A 24,517-nucleotide genomic window follows, 5' to 3' on the forward strand; every position below is an offset into this window, starting at 1 on the left:
CAAAACAAACACTTCGCACCAACCTTGTGCATCACTATGTTTCAATGTGGTGCAAAAGTCCATTGTGGTGCGTGTGCAAATTGATAAAATTTTAGCCACTGTCACATTTGTGTATGACAAGCTTGTTACGATTACTTAAATAAAGGTTTTAACGTGGTTTTTGAGCTCAATCAAGCTGAAAAAATTGATGTGTTCAAAAATAATCCTATCTACAAAAGCCGTGCTGAAGTAGAATGGCACGCTTTTTTGTAGTGTATATAATGATATTTCACTATGAAGCCCCCTTTTTTTATTGATGGTTTAGAGGTTTATCCGTGCTAGAGAATTTACGTAACATCGCCATTATTGCCCACGTTGACCATGGTAAAACTACCCTGGTAGACAAGTTGTTGGCGCAGTCAGGAACCCTTGCATCTCGTGGAGAAGCTACTGAGCGGGTTATGGATTCTAACGATCTTGAAAAAGAACGTGGGATCACCATTCTGGCAAAGAACACTGCCATCAAGTGGAATGACTACCGTATTAACATCGTAGACACACCAGGTCACGCCGATTTCGGTGGTGAAGTAGAACGTGTTCTATCTATGGTAGATTCAGTTTTACTATTGGTTGACGCTGTTGATGGCCCAATGCCACAAACTCGCTTCGTAACCAAAAAAGCGTTCGCGCAAGGCTTAAAGCCGATTGTTGTAATCAACAAAATTGACCGTCCAGGCGCTCGTCCAGATTGGGTTATTGACCAAGTATTCGATCTATTCGACAACTTAGGTGCAACTGACGAACAGTTAGATTTCCCTATTGTGTATGCTTCTGCATTAAATGGTTTTGCTACTTTAGACCCAGAAGATACTAGCACAGACATGACACCTCTTTTCCAAACCATCGTTGAGAAAGTTTCTTTCCCAGACGCTGATTCGGAAGGTGCATTCCAGATGCAAATTTCTCAAATCGATTACAACTCATACGTAGGTGTTATCGGTATTGGTCGCATTAAGCGTGGTAGCGTAAAAACTAACCAACAAGTTACCATTATTGGTGCTGATGGTAAGAAACGTAACGGTAAAATGGGCCAAGTATTAGGTTACATGGGTCTAGACCGTACTGAAGTTGAAATCGCTAACGCCGGTGACATCGTGGCCATTACTGGTTTAGGTGAGCTAAAGATTTCTGACACTATTTGTGCAGTGAATGAAGTTGAAGCATTACCGCCATTAACAGTTGACGAACCAACGCTAACAATGACGTTCCAAGTAAACACTTCTCCGTTCGCGGGTAAAGAAGGTAAGTATGTGACTTCACGTAACATTCTTGAGCGTTTACAAACTGAATTAGTTCATAACGTTGCATTACGTGTTGAAGAAACTGACAGCCCAGATCGTTTCCGCGTATCTGGCCGTGGTGAATTACACTTATCAATCTTAATTGAAAACATGCGTCGTGAAGGTTACGAGTTAGCGGTATCACGTCCTGAAGTAATTCTTAAGACTATTGATGACCAGCTATGTGAACCATTCGAAACGGTTACTGTTGACGTTGAAGAAGAACACCAAGGTACCGTAATTGAAAAATTAGGTATCCGTAAAGCTGAAATGAAAGACATGCAACTTGACGGTAAAGGTCGTGTACGTATCGATTTCGTTATCCCAAGCCGTGGCTTAATTGGTTTCCAAACTGAATTCTTAACTGCGACTTCAGGTACTGGTTTGATTTACCATTCATTTGATCACTATGGTCCACATAAAGGCGGTGACATCGGTCAACGTGCTAACGGTGTATTGATTTCAAACGCAACGGGTAAAGCATTAACATTCGCACTATTTGGTCTGCAGGACCGTGGTCGTCTGTTTATTGGCCATGCTGCCGAAGTATATGAAGGTCAAGTAGTTGGTATTCACGCTCGCTCAAACGATTTGACAGTTAACTGTCTTAAAGGCAAGCAGCTAACCAACATGCGTGCATCTGGTACTGACGAAGCTCAAGTATTGACTCCACCAATCAACTTGACTCTTGAGCAAGCGCTTGAGTTCATCGATGATGACGAGTTAGTAGAAGTAACACCTAAGAATATCCGTGTTCGTAAAAAATTCTTAACTGAAAACGAACGTAAGCGTAACAACCGCGGTTAATTCTGTTCAGTAAAAATATCTAGCCCAGATAATTATCTGGGCTTTTTTATGCCTGTAGCAACATGAAAACATTTAACTAGGAAGTTTAATTAAAGATCTGTAATACTCATCCACAACATTTAACATTAATTGGGAGTCGATATGAGTATGTTGCAACATGTCAGTGTGGCAAAACAGGCCAACGTATATTTTAATGGCAAGGTCACAAGCAGAAGCGTGTTGTTTACCGATGGCAGCAGACAAACTTTGGGTGTAGTACTACCGGGTGAATATGAGTTTTCAACTGCTGAAGGTGAAATCATGCAAGTGACTTCTGGCGAATTTGAGGTGTTACTACCAGGCGAAACAGACTGGAAGGCATTCAGCGCAGGTAGCCAATTTGAACTTGCACCAAATGTGAGCTTTAGCTTACGCACGAGTCAAATATCAGAATACTGCTGTCATTATATCTAGCAGCAAATTTAGCATATTGTCAGATCAGCTTAATCAAGACAGATTAAGCTGATTTTTTAATAAAAAGCGTCTACTCTATGAAAATATTGGTTTTCAAGGAGTTCAACATGCGCGCTATTTTACTTATTGGCTTGCTTATCATTAGCGCCAGCAGCCTCGCTACGGTTTATCGCTGGGTAGATGAAAATGGTAAAGTACATTATTCTGACGAACCAAAAGCTAACGCAGAAGCTGTTGACCTTAATCAGAATACTCAAAACAGTATGACCATCAATACCCCGCCCCAAGCTAGTGTGACACCGAAAGAAACCACACAAGTTAGCTATACAGTCACGATTATCTCACCACAAGAAGAAGCGACCATTCGCGATAATAATGGCGACATCAGCGTCGATGTGAGTGTTGCACCAAAACTGCCAAAAGGTGCCAAAATGATATTGCTAGTAGATGGTGTAGCGGCAACTGAGCCACAAACCTCAACGACATTTCAACTCAAGGGTATTTTTAGAGGCGAACATAACATTGTTGTCAATGTGGTAGCACAAAGCGGCAAAGTACTTGCATCTAGCTCTCCAAGAAAGGTATTTCTGCACCAGGCATCAGTATTTGGACCGGCTAAAAAGTCTAGATAAAAAGATAAAATTTATATTATTCATTAAGTTAACATTAATGTTTAGATTTTTTGTCTCGATTGCTGTTTGTGTGGAATAGGTTGCAGCCTGCACCAAACTGGTGCACCATGTTAGTGCAACCCCATATTAGGACGGCGAATGGACACCAATAACCTACTCAATCATTTAGTTACGGCAGTGCTGGTTATCAACACGGAGCTAAAACCATGCTATGCCAACGCCGCAGCGGCGCAATTACTTGGGATAGGCAATCACAAACTACTTGAGCAAACATTACCTGAACTTTATCAATTAATGGGAGTAGAGCCACAGCTACTTCGCGATGCCATTGCAGCCGGCCAAGGCCTAACCGTAAACACAGCGGCACTAATTACTCTTGACGGACAGCATCACACAATTGATATCACCTTAATGCCCATTGAAAATGATGCCAACCTGAGTATTTTAGAGTTACGCCAAGTTGATCAGCAACGCCGTATACATCAGCAATTAAATATGGACGCCCAGCAGCAAGCTGCACAGTTTTTAGTTCGTAATTTGGCTCATGAGATTAAAAATCCTTTAGGCGGTCTTCGGGGCGCAGCGCAGTTACTCTCTCGAGAATTAACCTCCCCCGATTTAAAAGAATTTACCAGTTTAATCATTGAACAAGCCGATAGACTACGCAATTTGGTCGACCGACTTTTAGGCCCACAACGCCCAACTCAACATTCTGTACATAGCATTCACCAGGTGGTGCAGAAAGTATTAAAATTAGTGCAAATGGCACTACCAGACAATATTAAACTCAAGCGAGATTACGACCCGTCGATCCCAGACTTACAAATGGATCCCGATCAAATGCAACAAGCTGTGCTCAATATTGTTCAAAATGCGATTCAAGCATTGGAATCCTGTGGCGGCGAAATTTTAATAAGAACGCGCACTCAACATCAAGTCACCATTGGTACTCAACGTTATAAATTAGTCTTAGCATTGTCGATTATTGATAATGGTCCAGGCATTCCACCCGACTTAGTAGACACACTTTTTTACCCTATGGTTACGGGCCGAGACGAAGGTTCCGGTCTAGGGTTATCAATTGCTCATAACATTGCTCGTTTACATGGCGGCCGTATTGATTGTATTTCAGCACCTGGACACACCGAATTTATTATTAACCTGCCATTACAATAATTAGTATGCCCTTTATTGGCAGAATGAGGTTTTAACATGAACATAAGCGAACAAGTTTGGATCCTCGACGACGATAGTTCTATCCGTTGGGTATTAGAAAAAGCACTCAAAGGTGCCTCGTTGTCTACTGCAAGCTTTGCCGCTGCCGAATCACTGTGGCAAGCTCTAGAATCATCACAGCCACAAGTTATTGTGTCAGACATCCGTATGCCCGGTACTGACGGATTAACCTTACTCGACCGCTTACAGCTGCACTACCCACATATTCCAGTCATCATCATGACAGCGCATTCAGATTTAGACAGCGCAGTAAGTGCCTATCAAGCAGGAGCTTTTGAATATCTCCCTAAGCCATTTGATATCGATGAAGCCATTAGCTTAGTTGAGCGCGCACTAACTCATGCCACAGAACAAACACCTGTTGCAGCAGTCGATACCGCGGTCAAAACCCCAGAAATCATTGGTGAAGCGCCAGCGATGCAAGAGGTATTTCGGGCGATTGGGCGTTTATCGCGCTCATCCATTAGCGTGCTCATTAATGGCCAATCGGGAACCGGTAAAGAGTTAGTGGCCGGCGCATTGCATAAACATAGCCCACGTAAAGATAAATCATTTATTGCGTTAAATATGGCGGCGATCCCTAAAGACTTAATCGAGTCAGAACTGTTTGGCCATGAAAAAGGCGCATTTACTGGTGCAGCAAATGTGCGCCAAGGACGTTTTGAACAAGCCAATGGCGGCACGTTATTCTTAGATGAAATCGGCGATATGCCATTAGATGTACAAACTCGCTTATTACGCGTGCTAGCTGATGGCCAGTTTTACCGTGTTGGGGGCCATCAGGCGGTACAAGTTGATGTGCGTATTATTGCCGCGACCCATCAAAATTTAGAAGTGTTAGTGCAAAAAGGCACTTTCCGCGAAGATCTATTTCACCGCTTGAACGTGATCCGCGTGCATCTACCACCACTATCACAACGCCGCGAAGATATCGCACAACTTGCGACTCACTTTTTATCAACAGCAGCAAAAGAGATCGGTGTTGAGCCCAAAATTCTAACTAAAGAAACAGCAATCAAGTTGGCAAATCTGCCATGGCCCGGTAACGTTCGTCAGCTGGAGAACACATGTCGCTGGTTAACCGTTATGGCATCTGGTCAAGAAATTCTGCCGCAAGACTTACCCCCAGAGTTGCTAAAAGACCCGGTCGCAAACCAACAAAAACAAGCTGGCGCAAGCGATTGGCAAACAGCATTAACTGATTGGATAGACGAGAAACTGGCCGCTGGTGAAAGTGATTTATTAACTGAGGTACAGCCTGAGTTTGAACGGATATTACTTGAAACAGCACTACGACATACTCAAGGGCATAAGCAAGAAGCCGCCAAGCGTTTAGGTTGGGGGCGCAACACTCTGACACGTAAACTTAAAGAACTATCGATGGACTAAATGAGTTAAAATCAAGCTATTGATTGAGAGATAAAGAGTATCAGATAAAATTAAGTCTATATATTACAGTAGATTATACTTCCAACAAGGATGCATGTGAGTATACGCTCAAATTTATAAATTATTTTATCTTTTACTCGAAACGGTACATGCAAATAGGATTGTGAGTGCTAGAATAAAACATCAGTACAACGATATTTGCTTATCTCAAGTGCAAGGATAGATTTTGGATTTTGATGCTCAATTTGGTGTTGTAATTCACCAAGACTTTATTCCGCGACACGCAGATGACACTTATGCGAAAATCTTCGGCTATGAAAGCGCTCAAGACATTCTTGCATTAAAGAGTATTTTAGAATTAATCGATCCTGAATCACAAGATATTGCTGCCCATACATATTACGCACTAATGAGTGGCATCGAAAAACCACAAGTTCGTAGTTACATTAACCGTAATCGCCTTGGCGAAGTAATGAATGTACTTTCAATTGAGCATATTGTTGAATGGCAAGGGCGCCCTGCACTGCAAATTACTATCGTTAATTTAACTCGCTCACAGCAATTGGAACAATCATTACAACAGAGTGAATATCGCTATCGAGAATTATTGAACGGATCGGTACAAGGTGTATTAATTCATCAACATTTTACTCCGCTTTTCTGTAATCAAGCTTTAGCCACTATGTTAGGTTACCCTAATCCACAAAGTATTATGGCATTACCTTCCGTATTAGATTTTGTCGATCCGGCCTATCGCGCTAGACGCGAAGAAACACTTGAGAAGTTGTTCAGTCACAAAACCAAACCATATCCAGTTGAAATAAAATGCCTGCACCATAGTGGTAAGCCAGTATGGGTAAAGTTGCTAGAAAGTATTATCGACTGGAATGGTAGGCCTGCAATACAAGTCACCATGACTGACATTACTGAATCATATTTACTCAAAGAAAAGTTTGAGCAACAAATTCATTTAGACTACCTTACCAAAACCCTCAATCGTCGCGGTATCACTCAGGCAGGTAAAGCATTACTACTTGATAACACACTGCAACATAAACAACTCTATTGCGTGCTGATGGGCTTAGATGAGTTAAAACAAATTAATCATTTATTTGGCCATGAAATAGGTGACAAAACATTAATACATTTTGCTCAGCAGTGCCAAAGTAAGCTTGCTGATGCCGACTTACTAGGACGCTGGAGTGGTGATGAGTTTATTGCAATTATTCAAGCGTCTAGTCATAACATTGCGAGAAATATAGCCGAAAGCATTCGTCATAGTATGGATAATATGGATCTAATCGAGCCTGAAACAGGTAAGCACCTTCGTTTTAGTGCATCTGTAGGCGTGTCTCATTGGCAAGAAAACGACACATTCGATAAATTGATTTTACGTGCTGACTCAGCATTAGAGCAGGCTCGTTCGCAAATCACCCACCAATTAGTGATGGTCTAGGACGTTGATCCTGCTGCGCCGGTTCGATAATAGCAACAGTTATACCATTGCGTAAAACACCTGCATACTACACAGGGTCTTGGTGAATAATCACTTCGGCATCATCAAAAGCGGCTTTAATTACCAAGCCTGCCTTATCGGCAATATCGTGTGCTTCCTCAAGCGATAATTCACCCGGTAACTCCATGTGTAATTGAATAAAGGTTGTTTTACCTGCTTGGCGAGTGCGTAAATCATGAATACCTCTTACGCGAGAGTCTTGTTTGGCTAATGCTTTAATTTGCTCGCGGGTTTCATCATCTAACTCGCGGTCTAATAAGCTTTGTATTGAACGATATCCTAAATCTAGCGCTTGCTGGCCAATAAACACCGCAATTAACACTGCAAATAAACCATCTGCCCACCACCAACCGTACATTGCCAACACAAAAGCCAGTAATACTGCACCATTAAGTAGCAAGTCAGATTTATAATGTAATGAATCAGCTTCAACTACCGTGCTCTTGGTTTTTTCAAGTGCACGCTGTTGTAATAACACCAATCCTAGAGTCATAACAATGGCAATAATTGACACCACAATCCCAACGCCAGGACTAGTTATTGGTACCGGATTAATTAATTTTTCACCGCCATAAAGCAACAACAATGATGCAGAGCCAAGAATAAATGCCGCTTGAGCTAGTGAAGCTAACGGTTCTGCTTTTCCGTGACCATATCGATGATCTTTATCCGCGGGCACAATGGCATAACGGATTGCAATAAAGTTTACGATTGAGGCTAACGCATCAGCAAATGAGTCGGTTAATGACCCCAGCATACTGGCAGAGCCAGAATATAACCACGCCAATAACTTAATCACAATAAGACACAGTGCAGTAGCTACCGCCGCTCGGCTAGCTAGTTTGACCCAAAAGTCATATTCAGAGGATGAGGACATAAGATAGTTATCGATTCTATTGGCTAAGTTTAACTACGGTAACTATAGCAAGTTCAATACTATATTAGGACAAAGTTTACTAAACCAGGGCATCACTTTTATCAAACTGTGACCATTAGCAAACTTGCATAAACAAAAAGCCGTTACCTAAATAGGTAACGGCTTTCATTCTTAACTTGCTCAAGGCATGTTAACCGCGATCTTTACTGCCTTTTCTACCTTTGCCATCTTTATCTTTGGCAAATTTTTCTTGAAATTGTAATTGTTGCTCTGGAGTCAATAATTGATAAATTTCATTTTGCATTTTTAACTGTGACAACATGCGTTGTAAATGCTTTTGTTGCTGTGCTTCAGCTATTTCTGTTGCTTTAGCTTCATCCACACTTGCGCCGGTGATTAACGCTAACATTTCTGCACGGTGAGCAGCGCGTTGCTCATCAGTTGGACGCTCAGGACGATCCGCTTTGTATTTTTCAACAACTGCTTTTACTTGCTCTTTTTGAGCATCAGTTAAATCTAGCTTACGTAACATTTTATGCATGCCATCTTTAGGGCCGTGACGTTTATCACCCTTCTTGCACGTTTGTTCTGTTTTCGCTGCTTTATCTGTCGCATCAACAGCATATAACTGGCCGGCTAGTAATGCAGAACTTGCCACTAAGGCAACTAAACTTGTCTTAATAATCGATGATGTTTTCATTGTGAAGTTCCTCGGTATAAATGAGTGTTTGTTTTCTGCCTTAGCAGATTTGATACTCAGTTTAGCGAATGCAACGTCAAGTAGGGTTAATGATGAGTAAACCTGTGTAAAGAGCATTTTCATAACACGTTAACACTAATCATTCATGATCAACACGGCAAATTCGATCATAAAAATCACTGAAATGAGAGCCAGTTAACGTAATGTGGACTTGTTTGTTACAGTAAACAGATAAGGGCATAAAATCATATTATTAACGTTTTAATGGAATTAATTATGAACAGATTGATTGGCCAACTACTTTTTCTTCTTAGCATTTTTCTGTTAGCACCGAGCTCAATAGCCAATACATCAACCGCAGCAGATGACGCCATTTGGTATAGTCAGCAAAACCTGCAACCGGTGGTAAAGCTGCATTTCTTCTGGTCTAAAACCTGCCCACATTGTAAAGAAGCACACCCGTTTATTGATGCCTTGGGTGAGCGTTTTCAATGGATAGAGTTACACGACTACCCGATCAGCGAACCAGGCAATGTTGATAAATTAATGCAAATGGGCCAACGCACTGGCGTTGAACCTAAATCCGTGCCCTATTTTGCTATTTGTGGCGAAGCGGTTGTAGGTTACAACAGCCATGATGTCACCGGACGCTATATTTTAGAGCGACTAATAGACTGCTATCAACGCCAAGGGGGGCAAGCTGATATAGGAACTAAACTAGACGATTTCTTAGGCGCTGCATCAAATAATGATGCGCCGTTGTTTGAAACCTGTGCCGACACCAGTGATAACCCTCAAGCAGAAGGCAGTTGCGGCATGTCATTTGACAACACCAGTCAAATCGATTCACCAGCAAAACCGAGCGTTCAACCAGTTGACATACCACTCATTGGCGCGGTACACCCCGAAGAATTGTCGTTACCTGTATTAACCGTGGTACTCGCCGGTGTTGATGCCTTTAATCCCTGTGCTTTTTTCGTACTACTTTTTTTATTGAGTATTATGGTAAATGCTGGCAGCCGTAAACGTATGTTATTGGTTGGTGGTATTTTTGTCTTTTTCTCAGGTTTTATTTACTTTATCTTTATGAGTGCATGGCTGAATTTGTTCCAACTGCTTGGCGGCGGTGATGGTGGCATTATAATTACCTGCGCAGGCTTACTGGCACTAGTTGCGGCCGTGGTTAATATTAAAGATTATTTCTATGGGCGCGGTGATGTCAGCCTATCGATGTCGGTAGAAAATCGTGGATCGTTGATAAAACGAATGGGTAAACTGTCTAAAGCAAGTTCACTGCCGACAATGATTTTAGGCTCGACGATTTTGGCTATTCTAGCCAACGCGTACGAATTACTCTGTACCGCCGGATTTCCAATGATTTACACCTCAGTATTATCATTGTCAGATCTTGATTCAGTGCAGCGCTACATGTATCTAATTGCCTACAATATTGTCTACGTTATTCCGCTAGCCGCCATCGTCATTGTATTCTCGATGACATTAGGCAAGCGTAAACTCACAGAAAAAGAAGGCGAAGTGCTTAAACTAATGTCTGGTATTATGATGCTAGGCTTAGGGGGAATGTTAGTACTCAACCCAGCCGCACTTCAAAATGCCGTGTTTTCAGTCGGCTTAATATTAGGGGCTATTATTGTCACATTTTTCGTTGTGAAAATTACCCGTTATGTTAAAAAACAAAACGGTGCAATGTAAAACTATGCAATGTTAATGTAAATTGTCCCTAGTATGAGATAATCTGCAATTGATTGAAAATTGGTATGTTGTACCGATTTTACTTGTGCTAGAGGACAGTTATGAATCGCATTTTATTGATAGACGATGATATTGGTTTATCCGACCTGCTCAGTCAGTTGCTAGAGCTTGAAGGCTTTGCTCTGACCCAAGCCTACGATGGCGAACAAGGGTTATCGCTAGCGCAACAACAAGACTTTGACCTCATTCTGCTTGACGTTATGCTGCCAAAACTAAATGGTTTTGAAGTACTGCGTGCCTTACGTCAACGCAAGCAAACACCGGTACTCATGCTTACCGCACGCGGCGACGAAATCGACCGTGTCGTAGGGCTAGAAATAGGTGCTGATGACTACTTACCGAAACCGTTTAACGACCGCGAGTTAGTGGCCCGTATACGCGCCATTTTACGTCGAGCACAAACCACACAGCAAGATGCCCAAAACAATGACATGTTGCAATTTGGTGATTTACGCCTTGACCCAACTCGCCAAGAAACCTATTGCAACGAGCAACTCATTATCTTAACTGGCACTGAATTTTTATTACTATTCCATTTACTTGAAAAAAGCGGTGAGCTGGTGACTAAAGAGTCGTTAAGTGAAAATGTACTGGGCAAAAAATTAATGCCTTTTGACCGCAGTTTAGACATGCACTTATCAAATTTACGTAAAAAACTACCTGAGCGTCAAGACGGTCGTCCACGGGTCAAAACCTTACGTGGTAAAGGTTACATCTGGATACCGTAATGCTAAAGAACAACCCGTTTAATCGACTCTTTTTTAAGTTACTGCTGGGCTTTTGGCTTTGTAGCTCATTGATTATTGCCCTCGTGTCATTATTGCCGCTGTTGCAGCAAAATCATGACAGATCAAAGCTCCCACCCAGCCTTGAACGGGTACTTCAAAATGTTGCTGAACGCATTCAGCAGCAACCGCAATTACTTGAAAGCAATAATCTACAACGCTTGCAGCGTGGGCGTGACCGTAACGGTGGTCCAATCCGTTTATACTTAACCGACGATGAAGGTAAAGTATTAAACAACAAACGCGTCTCTCGAGAATTTAGACGCTTTCAATTAATGGCTGAAGAAGCAAACCAACCCATCAGCCATCAATTTAGAGACGAGCTTATTTTTGGACCTTATGCTTTCGACGTTAACGGCAAAAACTACCTGTTATTTGGCCGCTTGCCCGATAATCATCCCCGTCCATGGTTTTTCTTTTTTGCCGATAACAAATTACTCACTGCTGGATTAGCCATATTATTATCAGGCTTTTTATGTGGTCTGCTGGCATGGTATTTAGGCAAACCATTACGTTCATTAAAACTGAGCGCCAACGCCCTTGCCAAAGGCGACTTAGCCAATAGGGTTGATGCTGCAACCGCTAGCCGTAGAGACGAAATGGGCCAGCTCGCTGTTGCCTTTAATGGTATGGCAGACGCCATTGAAACCATGGTAAACAACCAACAACGCCTTATGGGCGACATATCTCATGAACTGCGCACCCCTTTAACTCGGCTACAATTGTCACTCGCACTTGCGCGTAAAAAAGGCCAACACAGCACCGAACTGGACCGTATCGAATACGAGGCACTGCAACAAGAAGCCCTTATTAGTGAGCTTCTTACGTTGTCACGAGTAAGGCTGAATGCCACTGAAAAGCGCCTCACAGCAGAGTTAACCGAAACCTTAAGCCAAGTGCTAGATGACGCTGAATTTGAGGCCGAACAACAAAGAAAACTATTGCACATCAATATCGATGAATCGATCTGCTTTGAACATTTACCCAAAACCTTATCGCGCGCCATTGAAAATTTACTACGTAATGCTATTCGCTATGCCGAAAAAAATATCTACATCGAAAGCCACCAAACCAAGCATAGGGTGAGCATTGTAGTTAAAGATGATGGCCCAGGATTGGCTGAAGAAGAGTTAGAAGCGATATTTACGCCATTTTACCGACCAGACAGCTCTAGGGATCGTGAATCTGGTGGTTGGGGATTAGGATTGGCCATTACTCAAGCAGCTATTAATGCCCATGGCGGCCAGATAGCAGCTACTAATCAACAACCACATGGATTAGTGGTGACAATTAATTTACCGACCGAGTTAAGCACGCTTTAGCCTGTAATAATTAGTTTAAAACATCACGAATCTGATGCTATGCTTAACAGTATCATTACATTACTTAGCGTCATATGTATCAAATAATCGTTGGTTTACTATGCTGCTGTATTTTTACCAGCCAAGCCCAAGACATTGACGTCATTGCCTTTGAGTATCCTCCTTACTTGACTCAATACAGTGCCGACCAAGGTGAAGCTGTGGTGTTATTGCAGCGCGCTTTTGCATATAGCGCGTTAAATACCAACGTGAAATTTGTAAATAGCACAACTGCGCAAAAACAATTAAATAGTAACAATTGGTGCTTGAGCTTCTTACCACCAAAAACGCCTTCCGCACTGCATTTACAGGTGATATTGGCAGACAAAACCATACCATTGATGTTATTTCGTCTAGCTGAACCACATGTGTTTATCGGTAACGAACTAAAAGACAAAGTAATTGCGCACTTACCCATCTCGCTAGAAGACCGAAAAATACGCTCATTTGTCGATGCAGAAGCTAAGCTGCAACTTGTCGAGACAATCGAACAGGGTCTGTCGTTATTATTAGAACAAAAAGTTGATTATGTTTATGGCGATCAACAAGGAATTAATTTTGCGGCCAATAAACTCAATTTTCCTGCAATGCTATTACAAGACTCTGCCATGGTTTTTTATCAGTTTCCAATGGCGGTATGGCTAAATGCCCAATGTAAAAACGCAGAGGTGATTAAATCGCACTTAACTGAAAAAAAATATCAAATTAAGTCATTTTAGTTTATTGCTATTAAATAAAATGAAGCGACTTAACTTCCTTTGTATACGTTTTATGTTTATTCATTTCAATCTCCAGTTAAATCAATTATGTTTTAACTGCTTAAGCCGTAATATTCATTCACCTAAATAGCTTTCAAGCAGTTATCGTCTAATATTAACCGCGCTAAATTCACTTGCAATAATCTCACTTTTTACCGGATATTGAGCTTAAGGTTGCTAGCTGCTAAAAGACATCATACAAAGTAAACATAATTACTGGTCCGATAATTGCTTTGTACTACATGTAAGTTAATACCGTTAGGGGAAAGCCCCATCATTATAAAAATGGAGAATATTATGGATTTACTACGTATTTTAATCGCGATTTTATTACCACCTCTTGGTGTGTTTTTACAAGTAGGACTAAGTAAGACCTTGCTTTTAAATATTATTTTAACCTTATTGGGTTACATCCCTGGCATTGTGCATGCCGTTTGGGTTATTGCTAAGCGCTAGTGTCGGTTAATCAACAGTATTTATGATGTTGTTGCGCAGCTATAAGGCTGTAGCTGCGCAGCTGTCAATCGGAAAATATTGCCATTAACTCGTAATTTTTACCTAACAATTGCTTGCTCACCAGCAACTCAAACAACCCAGGAAATTATCCTGACAACTGCGCTATAAGCCCTATCAATATTGAATCCCTCGCTTTATGGTAAACCTGCTCTTACATGGATGACGCTACCCTCCTACTGAGGTATAATTTGTTCCTGTTTTTAAGCCTCGCAAAGCCTTAAGGTGACTATGTTTCATATCGCACTCTACGAACCCGAAATCGCTCCGAATACCGGAAATATTATCCGCTTATGCGCAAATAATGGTGCACAGCTGCATTTAATTGAACCATTAGGATTTGATTTAGAAGAGAAAAAACTTCGTCGAGCTGGGTTAGACTATGCCGATTTAACTCGGGTCACTCGTCATAAAGATTACGCGAGCTTTTTAGCCGCTATGCCGGGTAAGCGCATCATGGCATGCACCACCAAAGGCAGTCGCCCACACACTCAAATTGCCTTTCAAGAAGATGATGTATTATTGTTTGGCCCTGAAACTCGTGGCTTACCGATGGACATTATTAACGCCACGCCACTAGAGCAGCGTTTGCGTATACCAATGACGGCCAACAGCCGCAGTTTAAATCTGTCTAACTCTGTCGCTATTATTAGCTACGAAGCATGGCGACAACTTGGTTTTGCAGGCGCAGAATAATGAAACAAACACCGTCGCCAGAAACCCAAAATAATGCACAGGCAATGGCCAAAGCCACTCAAAAGCCGGGGCAAACCAAAGAGCAAACTAAGCTGATTGCTGCCGGAATTGAAAAGGGTATCGCCGAGTATAAAAAACGCGAAAAAGCCAAATCTCGCGAGCGCGATAAAGCCCGTAAGCAACGTTTAAAAGCCAAGAATAACGATTATGAAAGTGATGAAGTTGATTCATTAAACGAAGAGTCATACTCACAAATGACGTCGCTGACTTGGGTGTTACTGGGGCTGTTATTGCTAAGTTGGGCAGGATTTGCAGCTTACTTTTTGATGTTGTAATCCAACATCAAGTCGCAAATAATTATTAAGGCTTAAGCAAGCTTAGTGCCCTCACCACTTGATATTGTTCGCTGTCGTCATCCAGATAATGAGCGCTTTGCAGCCATTGCCAACCCGCTACTGGTTGTTCAATACTGGCCTTAATGGGGTCGAACTGCAATTGCACTAATGCAGGGCGCTGATTAATCTCACCTTCTCCTAAAAATGAAAAGCTGCCTGCTTGTTGGTATAAGGTAAGTTGTTGAGTGATATCTTCCGTCACGCCATTGCCATAGACTAATAAAACCTTATCTTGTTGTTGCCTAAACCACCATGTTTCGCTGTTTGAAAAACGACTACCGCGGCTGACACTAATGTAGATATTACGTTTATCGGCAGAGCACATAACAGAGGTACTCACCGCCATTGGCGCTAAGGTTGGGTTGGCAGCTGTTCCTTGCCATTCCCCGGCTAACACAACACACAATTCAGCTAAGGGCACTTTCCCAGCAAGTGCCGTCAAAGGAACATACAAAGTCAGCAGTCCTAGCAATACCCCGCTCATTTTCATTGCAATGCCTCCCGCAACTGTTCATATCAAATTCTAGATAATATAACCTAAAAAAATAGCCCACTAGTTAAGTGAGCCATTTTAATGCTTCAACACCAATTCGCTTTAACGGCGTACAGCATGCGCGTTAAGTATGCCGACACTGTTAGCCCATTTTATTTATGGTCTGTGTGCGAAAGAGCATGCTCCAAAATGCCACCTCTAATACCACACCTAGAAGCAGAAATAGTGTCCCCCCAGCAGGCACGCCATCGAGGTAGCACGCAATTGCAGCACACAAGCAAAAACTCGCAATCAACAGTCTTTTTAACGTATTCATATTTTTACCTCAAATAATGGCAATGAAACACACTTAACAGCTTTAGTTATATTAACTACTGACCAAAGCCAGATGCCGTGATAGCGACTTTGGTCACTTCACCATATTGTGCGGCAATATCGGCGATTTCATCTGCATTACCAATTAGCACAAACTGTAGGTTTTGCTGTGGGAAATACTGGTTTACCAATCGTTGAGTTTCAGCCAATGTTAAGCCATCCACTTTCGCCTGGAATTGGTTAATAAAATCATCGTTCATGCCATATAAATACATGTCCGACAGTAACCCAGCAAGCTGGCCACTGGTTTCGTATTTAGGTGGGAACTGTCCTTTAACATACGCTTTTGCTGAGTCTAGCGTCGTTTGATCAATGCCCTTTTCCCACAAACGCGAATACGTAAGCAAAGCTAAATCGATGGCTTCTTTGGTAGTCGACGACTTAGTAAAAGTACTAATTTGGAATAATCCAGACTGTGAATATGGGCTAAAACCAGAGCGAGCACCATAAGTTAACCCAGCATTGACACGTAACTCATCATTTAACCATGAGGTAAAACGGCCACCTAAAATGGTATTCACCACAGTTAAGCCGACATAATCAGGATTGTCGTAACGGATGCCAACACCACCAATTAAAAACGTGGTTTCAATGGCGTCTGGCTTGTCGACTAACAACACTCTTGGCTTCGTTAGTGTCGGCAAATTCTGGCTCAAATCTGGCTGCATAACTGTTTCTGTCGCTTGCCAATCACCAAACGCTTTATTGAGTTTGGCGGTCATCTCAGCAACATCAAAATCACCGACCACGTTAATGGTCATGTTATTGGGCTGATAGTAACCTTTATGAAATGCCCGTAGCTCATTGGCGTTAATGGTGGCGATCGATTCACTGCTACCAGAAGCCGGATTTGCATAAGGGTGTTTGCCAAACACCAGCTTACTAAAGTAGCGCCCAATCACTGCACGAGGACTTTCTTTTTGTTGTGATAAACCGACAATTTCACGTTGTTTAAGCTTATCAAATTCTGCAGAATCAAAGTCGGGTTGGCGAATAACATTGCTGAAAATAGCTAACACACTGTCGATGTCTTTGGTCATCATGTTTGCGCGTACATAAGTGCCTTCTGCATCGGCATTGGTATCCACGCTAGCGCCAATAAAGTCGAGCTGCTGTTCAATATCAGCTTTAGATTGACCTGCAGCACCTAACATTAAGCTTTGCGAAGTGATGTAAGCTAAACCTGAAGTTGTGTCATTAACCGCACCCGCTTTAATCACCGCATCAAGGGTGACTAATGGCACTTCTTTCTGCACCATTAAATTAACAGTTAAGCCGTTATCTAAGGTGACTTTTTGATAGCTTGGCAGCACAAAACTTGGCGTTGCTGCTACTGGAGCAGTAGTGTTTTTTTGTGTGGCTGCGCAACCGGCTAAGCTTAAACTACACGCTAACGCGATGGCTGATAACGACAAGGTCATTGTTGAATGAGTGCTGGTTTTCATTTGTCTGACTCCTCAGTCGCAGCGAGCACACCGACAGTGCGATTTGCTTTAATTAAATAGGTTTGTGCTACGCGCTGAATGTCAGCTGGAGTCACTTTGTTATAAGCTTCAGGGGCATTAAACAGTTTGGTGTAATCACCAAAGTAGAGCTCATATGTACCTAAAGTATTGGCTTTGCCGTTAATGGTTTCCATGGTTTGATAAAATCCCATCAACTTGATGTTTTTCACTTTTTCTAGCTCTTGCTGAGTTACGCCTTGACTGGCAATTAAATCAATTTGCTCAATAAGGGCGCGCTCTAAGGTGTCGGCGCTCACACCCGCATTGGCCACACCCAAGATATAAAACAGGTTTGGATCAAATGACATGGGCATATAAGTTTCGGCGGCTACGGCTAATTGCTTGTCGACTAACGCTTGGTAAAAACGTGAGCTGTTGCCCTCGCTTAACATTGACGCTAATAAATCCAATGCATAGTAATCGGCATGGCTAGTGGCTGGCACATGATAAGCCAACATAATGTTTGGCGTGCTTACTGATTCTTTTTTAACAAACACGCGGCGCTCGCCTTTTTGTTCAGGCTCTACTGTTCGCACGGCTTTTGGCGGCGCTTGGGCAGGAATAGGCGCAAAATATTGATCAGCTAAGGCTTTTACTTGGGCAAGCTTTACATCACCTGTAATCACGACTAACGCATTGTTGGGTGCATAATAGGTTTTATGATATTGCTGTAAATCTTCAAGGGTCCATGCGGCAATATCTGACTCATAACCAATCACAGACCAGCTGTATGGATGTGCTGCAAAGGCAACACTTTTAAGCGCTTCTTGAATAGTGCGCCAGTTAGAATTTTCAAGTCCGGTAGTGCGCTCTGATTGCACAACGCCACGCTCACTTTCAACCATTTCAGGGTTAATATCTAAGTTGGCAATACGATCAGATTCAAGATCAAAAATCGTTTCAATACCGCTGGCAGGGAACCAATCAGTATATACGGTCATATCTTCTGTGGTGTACGCATTATTGGCCCCACCAGCAGCTTCCATGGTGCGGTCGAACATTTTAGGGCCGAACTTTTTTGAGCCGTTAAACATCATGTGTTCAAAAAAGTGCGAAATACCAGTAATACCTGGGACTTCGTTACGCGAACCGACTTTCCAAAAAATATACATGTTGGCATTAGGGATAGAGCTATCCTCAAGCACCATGATTTTCATGCCATTACCTAAGGTAAAGCTGTTAATGTCTTCTGCTTGTGTTGCCGACACAGTTGGTGTGTTCAGCACACCTAATGTCATCAACAAAGCGATGAGTTTGCGAGTCATATCTTGCTCCTTGAGCTATTGTCCAATATTGTTTTTATTTACTGAGTTATTGTGCCGCGCCAAGTGCTGTTAATGCAACTTGGGTCATGGTTTGCACACCCACTTTTAGCGCACTTTCATCAACATAAAATGCAGGCGAATGGTTGCTGGCCACCTGGCTTGGGTCTTTATCTGTTGGCGTTACGCCTAAAAAGAAAAACATGCCTGGGGTTTCTAACGCATAGTAAGAAAAGTCTTCTGCACCGGTAATTAATCCCGGTTCAATCAGCATATTATCACCCACAACAGAGGCTATCACTGGGCGCATTTTACTGACCAACTCTGGGTTATTTACTGTGACCGGATAACCTGGTTGGATCTCCGTCACGGCGGTAGCCCCAAGGGTTTTAGCAGCATTAGTGGCAATTTCAGCCAATTTAACTTTAATGTCGGCGCGCATATCTTGATCAAAAGTGCGAATAGTACCAATAAGCTCAACTTCATCAGGAATAATGTTTGAGCGAATGCCGCCATTAATGGCACCAAAGCTGACAACTGCAGGTGCTTTAGTAATATCGACCTGACGGCTAATAATGGTTTGCACACTGTTGATGATCTGCGCAGAAGCCACGATAGGGTCAACACCGCCCCAAGGGCGCGAGCCATGAGTTTGTCTGCCCATCACTTTGATCGTAAAAGAATCTTCACTGGCCATCGCAGGGCCAGAGCGTAAACCAATCACGCCAGTTGGCATGCTTGATGTGACATGCATACCGAACACTTGATCGGGTTTGCGCTTGGCAAACAAACCTTCTTTTAGCATTAACTCAGCGCCGCCTTGCTCACCTTCTGGTGCGCCTTCTTCAGCCGGCTGGAAAATAAACATCACATCACCAGCCAAACTGTCTTTTACCTTCACTAGGTTTTCGGCCACGCCCATCAACATCGCCACATGCGTATCATGACCACAGGCATGCATCACACCGACTTTTTGGCCACGATAAGTGTCAGTAGCTTTAGAGGCAAAAGGTAAATCCACGACTTCGGTCACGGGCAGTGCGTCCATGTCGGCACGTAAACCAATTAACGGCCCAGGTTTACCGCCTTTAAGAATCGCGACCACGCCGGTATGTGCAATACCCGTTTGCACCTCAAGCCCTAGCGATTTGAGGTGTTTCTCAATCACTTTACTGGTGCGAAATTCACGATTTGATAATTCAGGATGTTGGTGTAGGTCGCGGCGCCATGCAATCACTTTGCTTTCGACTTGAGCGGTTAATTCTGCAGCATTAGGCACACTGGCCACGGTAGATGAACTGTAAACACTGCTAGCAAATACACTAGCAAGCAAGAAAGCGAGGGAGGTCAGGCGCATGTAAGGTCCATTTTTGTTGTTATTTGAGCAACAAAACTACCCTGAAACGCCTCTGTTGTTAACTGTTTTACCGATTTACCCTACAGACAATTGTATCTATTTATTAACATACTCAAGTTTATATCGATGGCAGCTGTAGAAATACGACGTCATTGTCGATGATTTCAAGCTGCCAACCCTGTTGTTGTGCCAGCCATTCAAAGGTCTCGACGGAGTAAAAATTAATATGGGTTGGGTCACTTTTGTAGTGCCAATTAATAAAAGCCTCTAAGCCAAGCACCCGCTTAGTCATAATGGCTAAAATGCCACCGGGTAACAACAATTGACTTAAGCGTTCAATTAACTGATGAGCATCGGCAATGTGCTCTATCACTTCGGTTAAACACACAAAATCATATTGCAGATTAAGCACCTGAGTATCTGGGTGATAAAACAAATCATAATTAGCAACACTGACACCCTGGGCTGCAGCCATTTGACTGAGCACAGCGCCTTCGCCGCAGCCAAAATCTAAACCTTTGGCATTAAGCCCGGTGCGAGCAAGTAGTGGCGTAAGTGTACGCGACAAAAACCGTTGGTAACCGGCATCGGCAAAATCATTATCGTGTAAGTCATACTGGGCTTTTTCTGCTGTTTCATCTAAATAAAACTGTACGGGTACCGACACTAAGTAACAGTGCTGGCAACGTACATACTGACGGTTTTTATCTTGATGAAAAGCAAAGGTTTGTTGGTGACACAATGGGCAAGACGACAAAGACAATACTCCAAAACACGACAAATATGGTACTACTCAGACTGCGCTGGGTCGCTGGTTTCTTTCGGGATTTTACGAGTTTGCGCCGCAGCTTCTTGCGCTTGCTGTAAGTATTTTTGTTCACGTGTTAAGCGCTGTTCAGATTGTGTTTGAGCTTTTTCGAGTTGCTGCGCTTCCCAGTCATTTGCCTCTTGCTTGGCTAACACTTTTTGTTCGCGTTCCGCGGTGGCATTCGCGGCATCACGGGCTTTTTGCAATTGGGTTTGTTCAAGCTCGGCTGATTCTATACGCGCTTGTTCGCCCTTTTCTGCCAAGGTCATTTTTTTATGTGGCTTATCTGTCGCATAAGCATTGACCGAGAGCATGCTGGCAACACATATAAAAATAACTATTCCAACAAGGCGAGTGTTCATAAGATCTATCCTTTGAGTCCTACCACGTAAACTTATCGCTATTATAGCGCTGACGAACCGCCGTAGGCATGGCGGATAACTTATGGTGCACCATTGCGTGAAACACTGCAAATATTGGCGCAACATCGGCGTCAGGTTCTAAATTTTCCAATGTATAAACCGCAGCCTCAAGGGTTGATAAACTGTCACTGCGTTTGGCTTTGCGGATTACATATTGCGACTCATCTTCACACTCAAGGTGCAATGACGGATAGTTAAGCAACCATGGGTTAAGCTGCAACATACGGTAAGCTTTACGCCAGGTGCCATCAATTAGCACAATAATCGCTTTATTATCGGCTTCAACCTCACTTGCAGCTTTGCTGTGCTCATTAGGGTACACAATCAACACAGGTCGAGTTTGCGCAGCTAAATACCCTTGCAACTCAGCAAAGTCAGCTGCGGTTTCACCGACATAAATTTGGGTTTGCGGCAACGCCAGCTTGAGCAACCTAACGGTATTTTTAGCATGCCCCACCTCAGATGGATGCTGCATGATGATAATGTCAGTTGCTGTAGTGATTGGTTTTACTGCATGACAAATGCAAGCTGATTGTGGGTATTGGCAATTAATACAATAACTTCTACTCATATTTAATCTTATTTATGTTGCAATTTTGTAAAGCGCAATCCAGTATATTCCACTCTTATGATACCACCTCAAGGAAGAACCACTATTATGACTGGAATTATGACTACAACTAAGGTAATAACAATGACAACGGTGTCTATTGCCTTAATGCTCGCACTTTCTACAAGTTCTGTTTATGCCGCTCAAGACAATGCTTATCACCACGAAGCTGAAATCGGCTTTTTAGATTCAGACGATGGCGGTGATGGTATATTTAATGCCAACTATCGTTATTATTTTAACGCGGTTGAACAAGCAGACAAGCCTTATGCGCTCGCTGACTTTTTTCACCAAGGGTCAAAGGTTGCAGTACGTTATTCGACTTCTGATTTCGATGATATATATGCACTTTCTGGCCAATATGTTTTTGACTCTAATTGGTTTATCAATGCAGAAGTGAGTCAGGTAGACTTTGAGGAATATGAATACTCTACCACTCTTGATAGCTTCACCATTTACGCTGTCAATCTAGGGTATTTTTTCACCGACCATTCAGCTTTAACCCTAGGTTACAGCACAATGTCTGAATCTAAAGCGACAAGCTTTACATCTGCAAGCTATAACTCTGAAAGATATTACAGTAATGACTTTGATGCTTTCCGTTTAACTTACGAGCACTTTATTCCACTGCAATCAACCGTCGGAGTAATGCTTACAGGTACATTGGCCTACAGCGATGAGCAATATAGTAATCATTTTTTAAACTCCGACACTAATGACCAAGGGCAAGTAACAAACAGTAATTCTGGGCAGAACATTACTTACGACAGATATAATGTTGCCATTAATGCCGATTGGTATATTAATAATTCATGGTCTGTCGGTGCTGTTATTGAGCAAGGTAATACCGATACTCATTATAATTTCAGTAGTGCCAATTATGACGATGTAGGCAGTATTGACCAAACAGACACATCTACTAGCATAAACACACGCTATACATGGCGTTTTGCCGATATATTCTCAGCTAAGTTCTCACTTAGCTATTCAAATTTCGATGGCGAATATGAGAACGACTCACAAACTAACTTTAGTGTAGGTGTTAACGCGCGCTTCTAAGAAACCTAGTATTGAGAAAAAATACCCGCAGAATGTGGTTAGCATACTGCGGGTAAAGGTGATATTACTATTATTTAACCTGAGCTCGGGATATTTAATTAATCGTGTTGTAGTTGCTCTTGATGCAGATGGCTTAAACGGTTCATTGCCATCATGGCGAGTAACACACTGCAAAATCCACCCATCACAATCGCAATGGCATAAGGTGCTGGTATATCGGTTAACTGGATAAGTGCAGTTAAAATCGATGCGCCGCTCATTTGAATACAGCCTAACATTGCCGTTGCAGTACCTGCGCGCTCACCAAAGGCCGATAACGCCATACTGGTAGCAGGCCCAAGCAATAGGGCAAAACCAACACAAAGCAGCATCATAGGTGCCATAAAGGCAATAGCAGCAGCAATGCCTTGCTCTGGTCCAACTAATTGCAATACCACTTCAACCATAGCCGCTAAGACCATTAGCGACAATGCCACTACTACACCAGGGCGATTACCAATTCGTTTAATCAATACTGGGGCAGCAAAACATGCTGCGACGTTAACCAAAGCATTTAACCCAAATAAGCCGCTAAATATCAGTTCAGAAATACCCAAGTGACCGATTAACCATACTGGTGAGTAAGACACGTAACATAAAATAGAGGCCATCGCGATCATGCAACATGATGCATAAAACATAAAATGCGGGTCACCAATTACTGGCTTGTAACGTCCCCAACGATAAAGTGGGCCTGTACTGTCTGTGTTAAGAGGGCGTGTTTCCGGGAAACGGAAACCGACAATAAACAATACGATTACGGCATAGATAGCCATAAAGATAAACGTTGAACGCCAGCCAAACTGCAGTGCTAATAAACCACCTAAAGTCGGTGCTAGCGCAGGAACAACACAAATAGCGCCATTTAAGTAGCTATATATCGACACACTTTGCTTACGGTCATAACAATCGCGTACGGCACTAAACACGACAATAGAAGTAGAACATGCGGCTAAACCTTGAAACACTCGTGCCACTTGTAATAATTCAAATTCAACCGCGTAAGCGCCCAACAAACTGCTAATACCGTAAAGCACAATACCAAACAAGGCGACGGGTCTGCGACCGAAGCGATCGGCTAATGGGCCAATTAATATCTGCCCAACACCCATAGCAAATAAAAACAATACTAAAGTAGACTGAACCTCACTGTTCGACACCCCATACTCAAGCGCCATTGTTGGCATAGATGGAAGATAAATATCGATAGCCAATGGGCTTAATAGCACCATAAACATCAATAATGGCAGTAGGTTACGATGCATAATATTATTTCTCTTAATCTAAAAAAGCGAAAGGTCACCCTTAATGGAGCGCTATGATATGCCAAATGGTGGTATGAACAGAAATGATATAAAATCCAAAGTGAATTTCCAT

The 24,517-nt window shown here is 42.5% G+C and carries 24 protein-coding genes; 14 read left to right on the top strand and 10 right to left on the bottom strand.

What is annotated here, in order from left to right:
* Positions 1–314 precede the first annotated feature (314 nt).
* The 6 genes from typA (at position 315) to IEY40_RS14925 (ending at position 7,292) form a co-directional block, all read left to right on the top strand.
* The gene (typA, locus tag IEY40_RS14900; RefSeq protein WP_188957522.1) at positions 315–2,126 is read left to right on the top strand and encodes a translational GTPase TypA; all 1,812 of its coding nucleotides are present in this window, start codon (positions 315–317) and stop codon (positions 2,124–2,126) included.
* 141 nt (positions 2,127–2,267) lie between these two features.
* Positions 2,268–2,579, top strand: a complete 312-nt coding sequence (gene ppnP / locus IEY40_RS14905; protein ID WP_188957524.1) for a pyrimidine/purine nucleoside phosphorylase — start codon at positions 2,268–2,270, stop codon at positions 2,577–2,579.
* Between the two features lie 107 nt (positions 2,580–2,686).
* A complete protein-coding gene (locus IEY40_RS14910) occupies positions 2,687–3,211 on the top strand; it encodes a DUF4124 domain-containing protein (protein ID WP_188957526.1) in 525 nt (174 codons plus the stop codon).
* Positions 3,212–3,349: 138 nt separating this feature from the next.
* Entirely contained in the window at positions 3,350–4,387 is a 1,038-nt protein-coding gene (gene glnL, locus IEY40_RS14915) for a nitrogen regulation protein NR(II) (protein ID WP_188957528.1), read from the top strand.
* Between the two features lie 36 nt (positions 4,388–4,423).
* Complete coding sequence (gene glnG / locus IEY40_RS14920; protein ID WP_188957529.1) at positions 4,424–5,836, top strand: nitrogen regulation protein NR(I); 1,413 nt, start codon at positions 4,424–4,426, stop codon at positions 5,834–5,836.
* A 226-nt stretch (positions 5,837–6,062) separates the two neighbouring features.
* Positions 6,063–7,292: a sensor domain-containing diguanylate cyclase gene (locus IEY40_RS14925; protein ID WP_188957531.1), complete on the top strand. Its 1,230-nt coding sequence runs from the start codon at positions 6,063–6,065 to the stop codon at positions 7,290–7,292.
* Positions 7,293–7,359: 67 nt separating this feature from the next.
* On the opposite strand, the gene fieF is transcribed toward IEY40_RS14925, so the two are convergent.
* Positions 7,360–8,229 (bottom strand): cation efflux pump FieF, encoded by an 870-nt coding sequence (fieF, locus tag IEY40_RS14930; RefSeq protein WP_188957533.1) that lies wholly within the window; start codon positions 8,227–8,229, stop codon positions 7,360–7,362.
* Positions 8,230–8,419: 190 nt separating this feature from the next.
* Positions 8,420–8,929, bottom strand: a complete 510-nt coding sequence (locus IEY40_RS14935) for a Spy/CpxP family protein refolding chaperone (RefSeq protein WP_188957535.1) — start codon at positions 8,927–8,929, stop codon at positions 8,420–8,422.
* Between the two features lie 276 nt (positions 8,930–9,205).
* On the opposite strand from IEY40_RS14935, the gene IEY40_RS14940 reads away from it, so the two are divergent.
* From IEY40_RS14940 to IEY40_RS14970, 7 genes are all read left to right on the top strand, one after another.
* The gene (locus IEY40_RS14940) at positions 9,206–10,642 is read left to right on the top strand and encodes a cytochrome C biosynthesis protein (RefSeq protein ID WP_188957537.1); all 1,437 of its coding nucleotides are present in this window, start codon (positions 9,206–9,208) and stop codon (positions 10,640–10,642) included.
* 101 nt (positions 10,643–10,743) lie between these two features.
* Positions 10,744–11,430 (top strand): response regulator, encoded by a 687-nt coding sequence (locus IEY40_RS14945; protein ID WP_160051961.1) that lies wholly within the window; start codon positions 10,744–10,746, stop codon positions 11,428–11,430.
* A complete protein-coding gene (locus IEY40_RS14950) occupies positions 11,430–12,809 on the top strand; it encodes an ATP-binding protein (RefSeq protein WP_188957539.1) in 1,380 nt (459 codons plus the stop codon). Before IEY40_RS14945 ends, IEY40_RS14950 begins: the two co-directional genes overlap by 1 nt.
* A 74-nt stretch (positions 12,810–12,883) precedes the next feature.
* Entirely contained in the window at positions 12,884–13,567 is a 684-nt protein-coding gene (locus IEY40_RS14955; RefSeq protein WP_188957541.1) for a hypothetical protein, read from the top strand.
* 336 nt (positions 13,568–13,903) lie between these two features.
* Positions 13,904–14,062 carry a YqaE/Pmp3 family membrane protein gene (locus IEY40_RS14960; RefSeq protein WP_011635799.1) on the top strand — a complete coding sequence of 53 codons (159 nt, stop codon included), beginning with the start codon at positions 13,904–13,906 and terminating at the stop codon, positions 14,060–14,062.
* 288 nt (positions 14,063–14,350) lie between these two features.
* Positions 14,351–14,815 (top strand): tRNA (uridine(34)/cytosine(34)/5-carboxymethylaminomethyluridine(34)-2'-O)-methyltransferase TrmL, encoded by a 465-nt coding sequence (gene trmL, locus IEY40_RS14965; RefSeq protein WP_188957543.1) that lies wholly within the window; start codon positions 14,351–14,353, stop codon positions 14,813–14,815.
* Entirely contained in the window at positions 14,815–15,150 is a 336-nt protein-coding gene (locus tag IEY40_RS14970; RefSeq protein WP_188957545.1) for a DUF2956 domain-containing protein, read from the top strand. Before trmL ends, IEY40_RS14970 begins: the two co-directional genes overlap by 1 nt.
* Positions 15,151–15,175: 25 nt before the next feature.
* Here IEY40_RS14970 and IEY40_RS14975 read toward each other — a convergent pair whose 3' ends face one another.
* The 7 genes from IEY40_RS14975 to IEY40_RS15005 all read right to left on the bottom strand — a co-directional run bounded on the left by IEY40_RS14975 (position 15,176) and on the right by IEY40_RS15005 (position 22,003).
* Entirely contained in the window at positions 15,176–15,700 is a 525-nt protein-coding gene (locus IEY40_RS14975) for a hypothetical protein (protein WP_229777126.1), read from the bottom strand.
* 374 nt (positions 15,701–16,074) lie between these two features.
* A complete protein-coding gene (locus tag IEY40_RS14980; RefSeq protein WP_188957547.1) occupies positions 16,075–17,523 on the bottom strand; it encodes a M16 family metallopeptidase in 1,449 nt (482 codons plus the stop codon).
* Positions 17,520–18,848, bottom strand: coding sequence for a M16 family metallopeptidase (locus IEY40_RS14985; RefSeq protein ID WP_188957549.1), 1,329 nt, complete (start codon positions 18,846–18,848; stop codon positions 17,520–17,522). The genes IEY40_RS14980 and IEY40_RS14985 overlap by 4 nt, the downstream gene beginning before the upstream one ends.
* A gap of 46 nt (positions 18,849–18,894) precedes the next feature.
* Positions 18,895–20,202 (bottom strand): amidohydrolase, encoded by a 1,308-nt coding sequence (locus IEY40_RS14990; protein WP_188957551.1) that lies wholly within the window; start codon positions 20,200–20,202, stop codon positions 18,895–18,897.
* 118 nt (positions 20,203–20,320) lie between these two features.
* A complete protein-coding gene (locus tag IEY40_RS14995; RefSeq protein ID WP_188957553.1) occupies positions 20,321–20,959 on the bottom strand; it encodes a class I SAM-dependent methyltransferase in 639 nt (212 codons plus the stop codon).
* Positions 20,960–20,991: 32 nt separating this feature from the next.
* Positions 20,992–21,372 carry a hypothetical protein gene (locus tag IEY40_RS15000; RefSeq protein ID WP_188957554.1) on the bottom strand — a complete coding sequence of 127 codons (381 nt, stop codon included), beginning with the start codon at positions 21,370–21,372 and terminating at the stop codon, positions 20,992–20,994.
* 19 nt (positions 21,373–21,391) lie between these two features.
* Positions 21,392–22,003 carry a tRNA-uridine aminocarboxypropyltransferase gene (locus tag IEY40_RS15005; RefSeq protein ID WP_188957556.1) on the bottom strand — a complete coding sequence of 204 codons (612 nt, stop codon included), beginning with the start codon at positions 22,001–22,003 and terminating at the stop codon, positions 21,392–21,394.
* 123 nt (positions 22,004–22,126) lie between these two features.
* On the opposite strand from IEY40_RS15005, the gene IEY40_RS15010 reads away from it, so the two are divergent.
* Positions 22,127–23,101, top strand: coding sequence for a hypothetical protein (locus IEY40_RS15010; protein WP_188957558.1), 975 nt, complete (start codon positions 22,127–22,129; stop codon positions 23,099–23,101).
* 98 nt (positions 23,102–23,199) lie between these two features.
* On the opposite strand, the gene IEY40_RS15015 is transcribed toward IEY40_RS15010, so the two are convergent.
* Positions 23,200–24,405, bottom strand: coding sequence for a multidrug effflux MFS transporter (locus IEY40_RS15015; protein ID WP_188957560.1), 1,206 nt, complete (start codon positions 24,403–24,405; stop codon positions 23,200–23,202).
* Positions 24,406–24,517: the final 112 nt, after the last annotated feature.

This window comes from Shewanella ulleungensis, assembly GCF_014648315.1.
Taxonomy (GTDB): domain Bacteria; phylum Pseudomonadota; class Gammaproteobacteria; order Enterobacterales; family Shewanellaceae; genus Shewanella; species Shewanella ulleungensis.

What these genes read in the sequence shown, in the direction of transcription:
- ppnP (WP_188957524.1), top strand. Translation starts at nt 2,268, where the DNA reads ATGAGTATGTTGCAACATGTCAGTGTGGCAAAACAGGCCAACGTATAT.
- IEY40_RS14910 (WP_188957526.1), top strand. Translation starts at nt 2,687, where the DNA reads ATGCGCGCTATTTTACTTATTGGCTTGCTTATCATTAGCGCCAGCAGC.
- glnL (WP_188957528.1), top strand. Translation starts at nt 3,350, where the DNA reads ATGGACACCAATAACCTACTCAATCATTTAGTTACGGCAGTGCTGGTT.
- glnG (WP_188957529.1), top strand. Translation starts at nt 4,424, where the DNA reads ATGAACATAAGCGAACAAGTTTGGATCCTCGACGACGATAGTTCTATC.
- fieF (WP_188957533.1), bottom strand. Translation starts at nt 8,229, where the DNA reads ATGTCCTCATCCTCTGAATATGACTTTTGGGTCAAACTAGCTAGCCGA.
- IEY40_RS14935 (WP_188957535.1), bottom strand. Translation starts at nt 8,929, where the DNA reads ATGAAAACATCATCGATTATTAAGACAAGTTTAGTTGCCTTAGTGGCA.
- IEY40_RS14940 (WP_188957537.1), top strand. Translation starts at nt 9,206, where the DNA reads ATGAACAGATTGATTGGCCAACTACTTTTTCTTCTTAGCATTTTTCTG.
- IEY40_RS14945 (WP_160051961.1), top strand. Translation starts at nt 10,744, where the DNA reads ATGAATCGCATTTTATTGATAGACGATGATATTGGTTTATCCGACCTG.
- IEY40_RS14950 (WP_188957539.1), top strand. Translation starts at nt 11,430, where the DNA reads ATGCTAAAGAACAACCCGTTTAATCGACTCTTTTTTAAGTTACTGCTG.
- IEY40_RS14955 (WP_188957541.1), top strand. Translation starts at nt 12,884, where the DNA reads ATGTATCAAATAATCGTTGGTTTACTATGCTGCTGTATTTTTACCAGC.
- IEY40_RS14960 (WP_011635799.1), top strand. Translation starts at nt 13,904, where the DNA reads ATGGATTTACTACGTATTTTAATCGCGATTTTATTACCACCTCTTGGT.
- trmL (WP_188957543.1), top strand. Translation starts at nt 14,351, where the DNA reads ATGTTTCATATCGCACTCTACGAACCCGAAATCGCTCCGAATACCGGA.
- IEY40_RS14970 (WP_188957545.1), top strand. Translation starts at nt 14,815, where the DNA reads ATGAAACAAACACCGTCGCCAGAAACCCAAAATAATGCACAGGCAATG.
- IEY40_RS14975 (WP_229777126.1), bottom strand. Translation starts at nt 15,700, where the DNA reads ATGAAAATGAGCGGGGTATTGCTAGGACTGCTGACTTTGTATGTTCCT.
- IEY40_RS14980 (WP_188957547.1), bottom strand. Translation starts at nt 17,523, where the DNA reads ATGAAAACCAGCACTCATTCAACAATGACCTTGTCGTTATCAGCCATC.
- IEY40_RS14985 (WP_188957549.1), bottom strand. Translation starts at nt 18,848, where the DNA reads ATGACTCGCAAACTCATCGCTTTGTTGATGACATTAGGTGTGCTGAAC.
- IEY40_RS14990 (WP_188957551.1), bottom strand. Translation starts at nt 20,202, where the DNA reads ATGCGCCTGACCTCCCTCGCTTTCTTGCTTGCTAGTGTATTTGCTAGC.
- IEY40_RS15000 (WP_188957554.1), bottom strand. Translation starts at nt 21,372, where the DNA reads ATGAACACTCGCCTTGTTGGAATAGTTATTTTTATATGTGTTGCCAGC.
- IEY40_RS15005 (WP_188957556.1), bottom strand. Translation starts at nt 22,003, where the DNA reads ATGAGTAGAAGTTATTGTATTAATTGCCAATACCCACAATCAGCTTGC.
- IEY40_RS15010 (WP_188957558.1), top strand. Translation starts at nt 22,127, where the DNA reads ATGACAACGGTGTCTATTGCCTTAATGCTCGCACTTTCTACAAGTTCT.
- IEY40_RS15015 (WP_188957560.1), bottom strand. Translation starts at nt 24,405, where the DNA reads ATGCATCGTAACCTACTGCCATTATTGATGTTTATGGTGCTATTAAGC.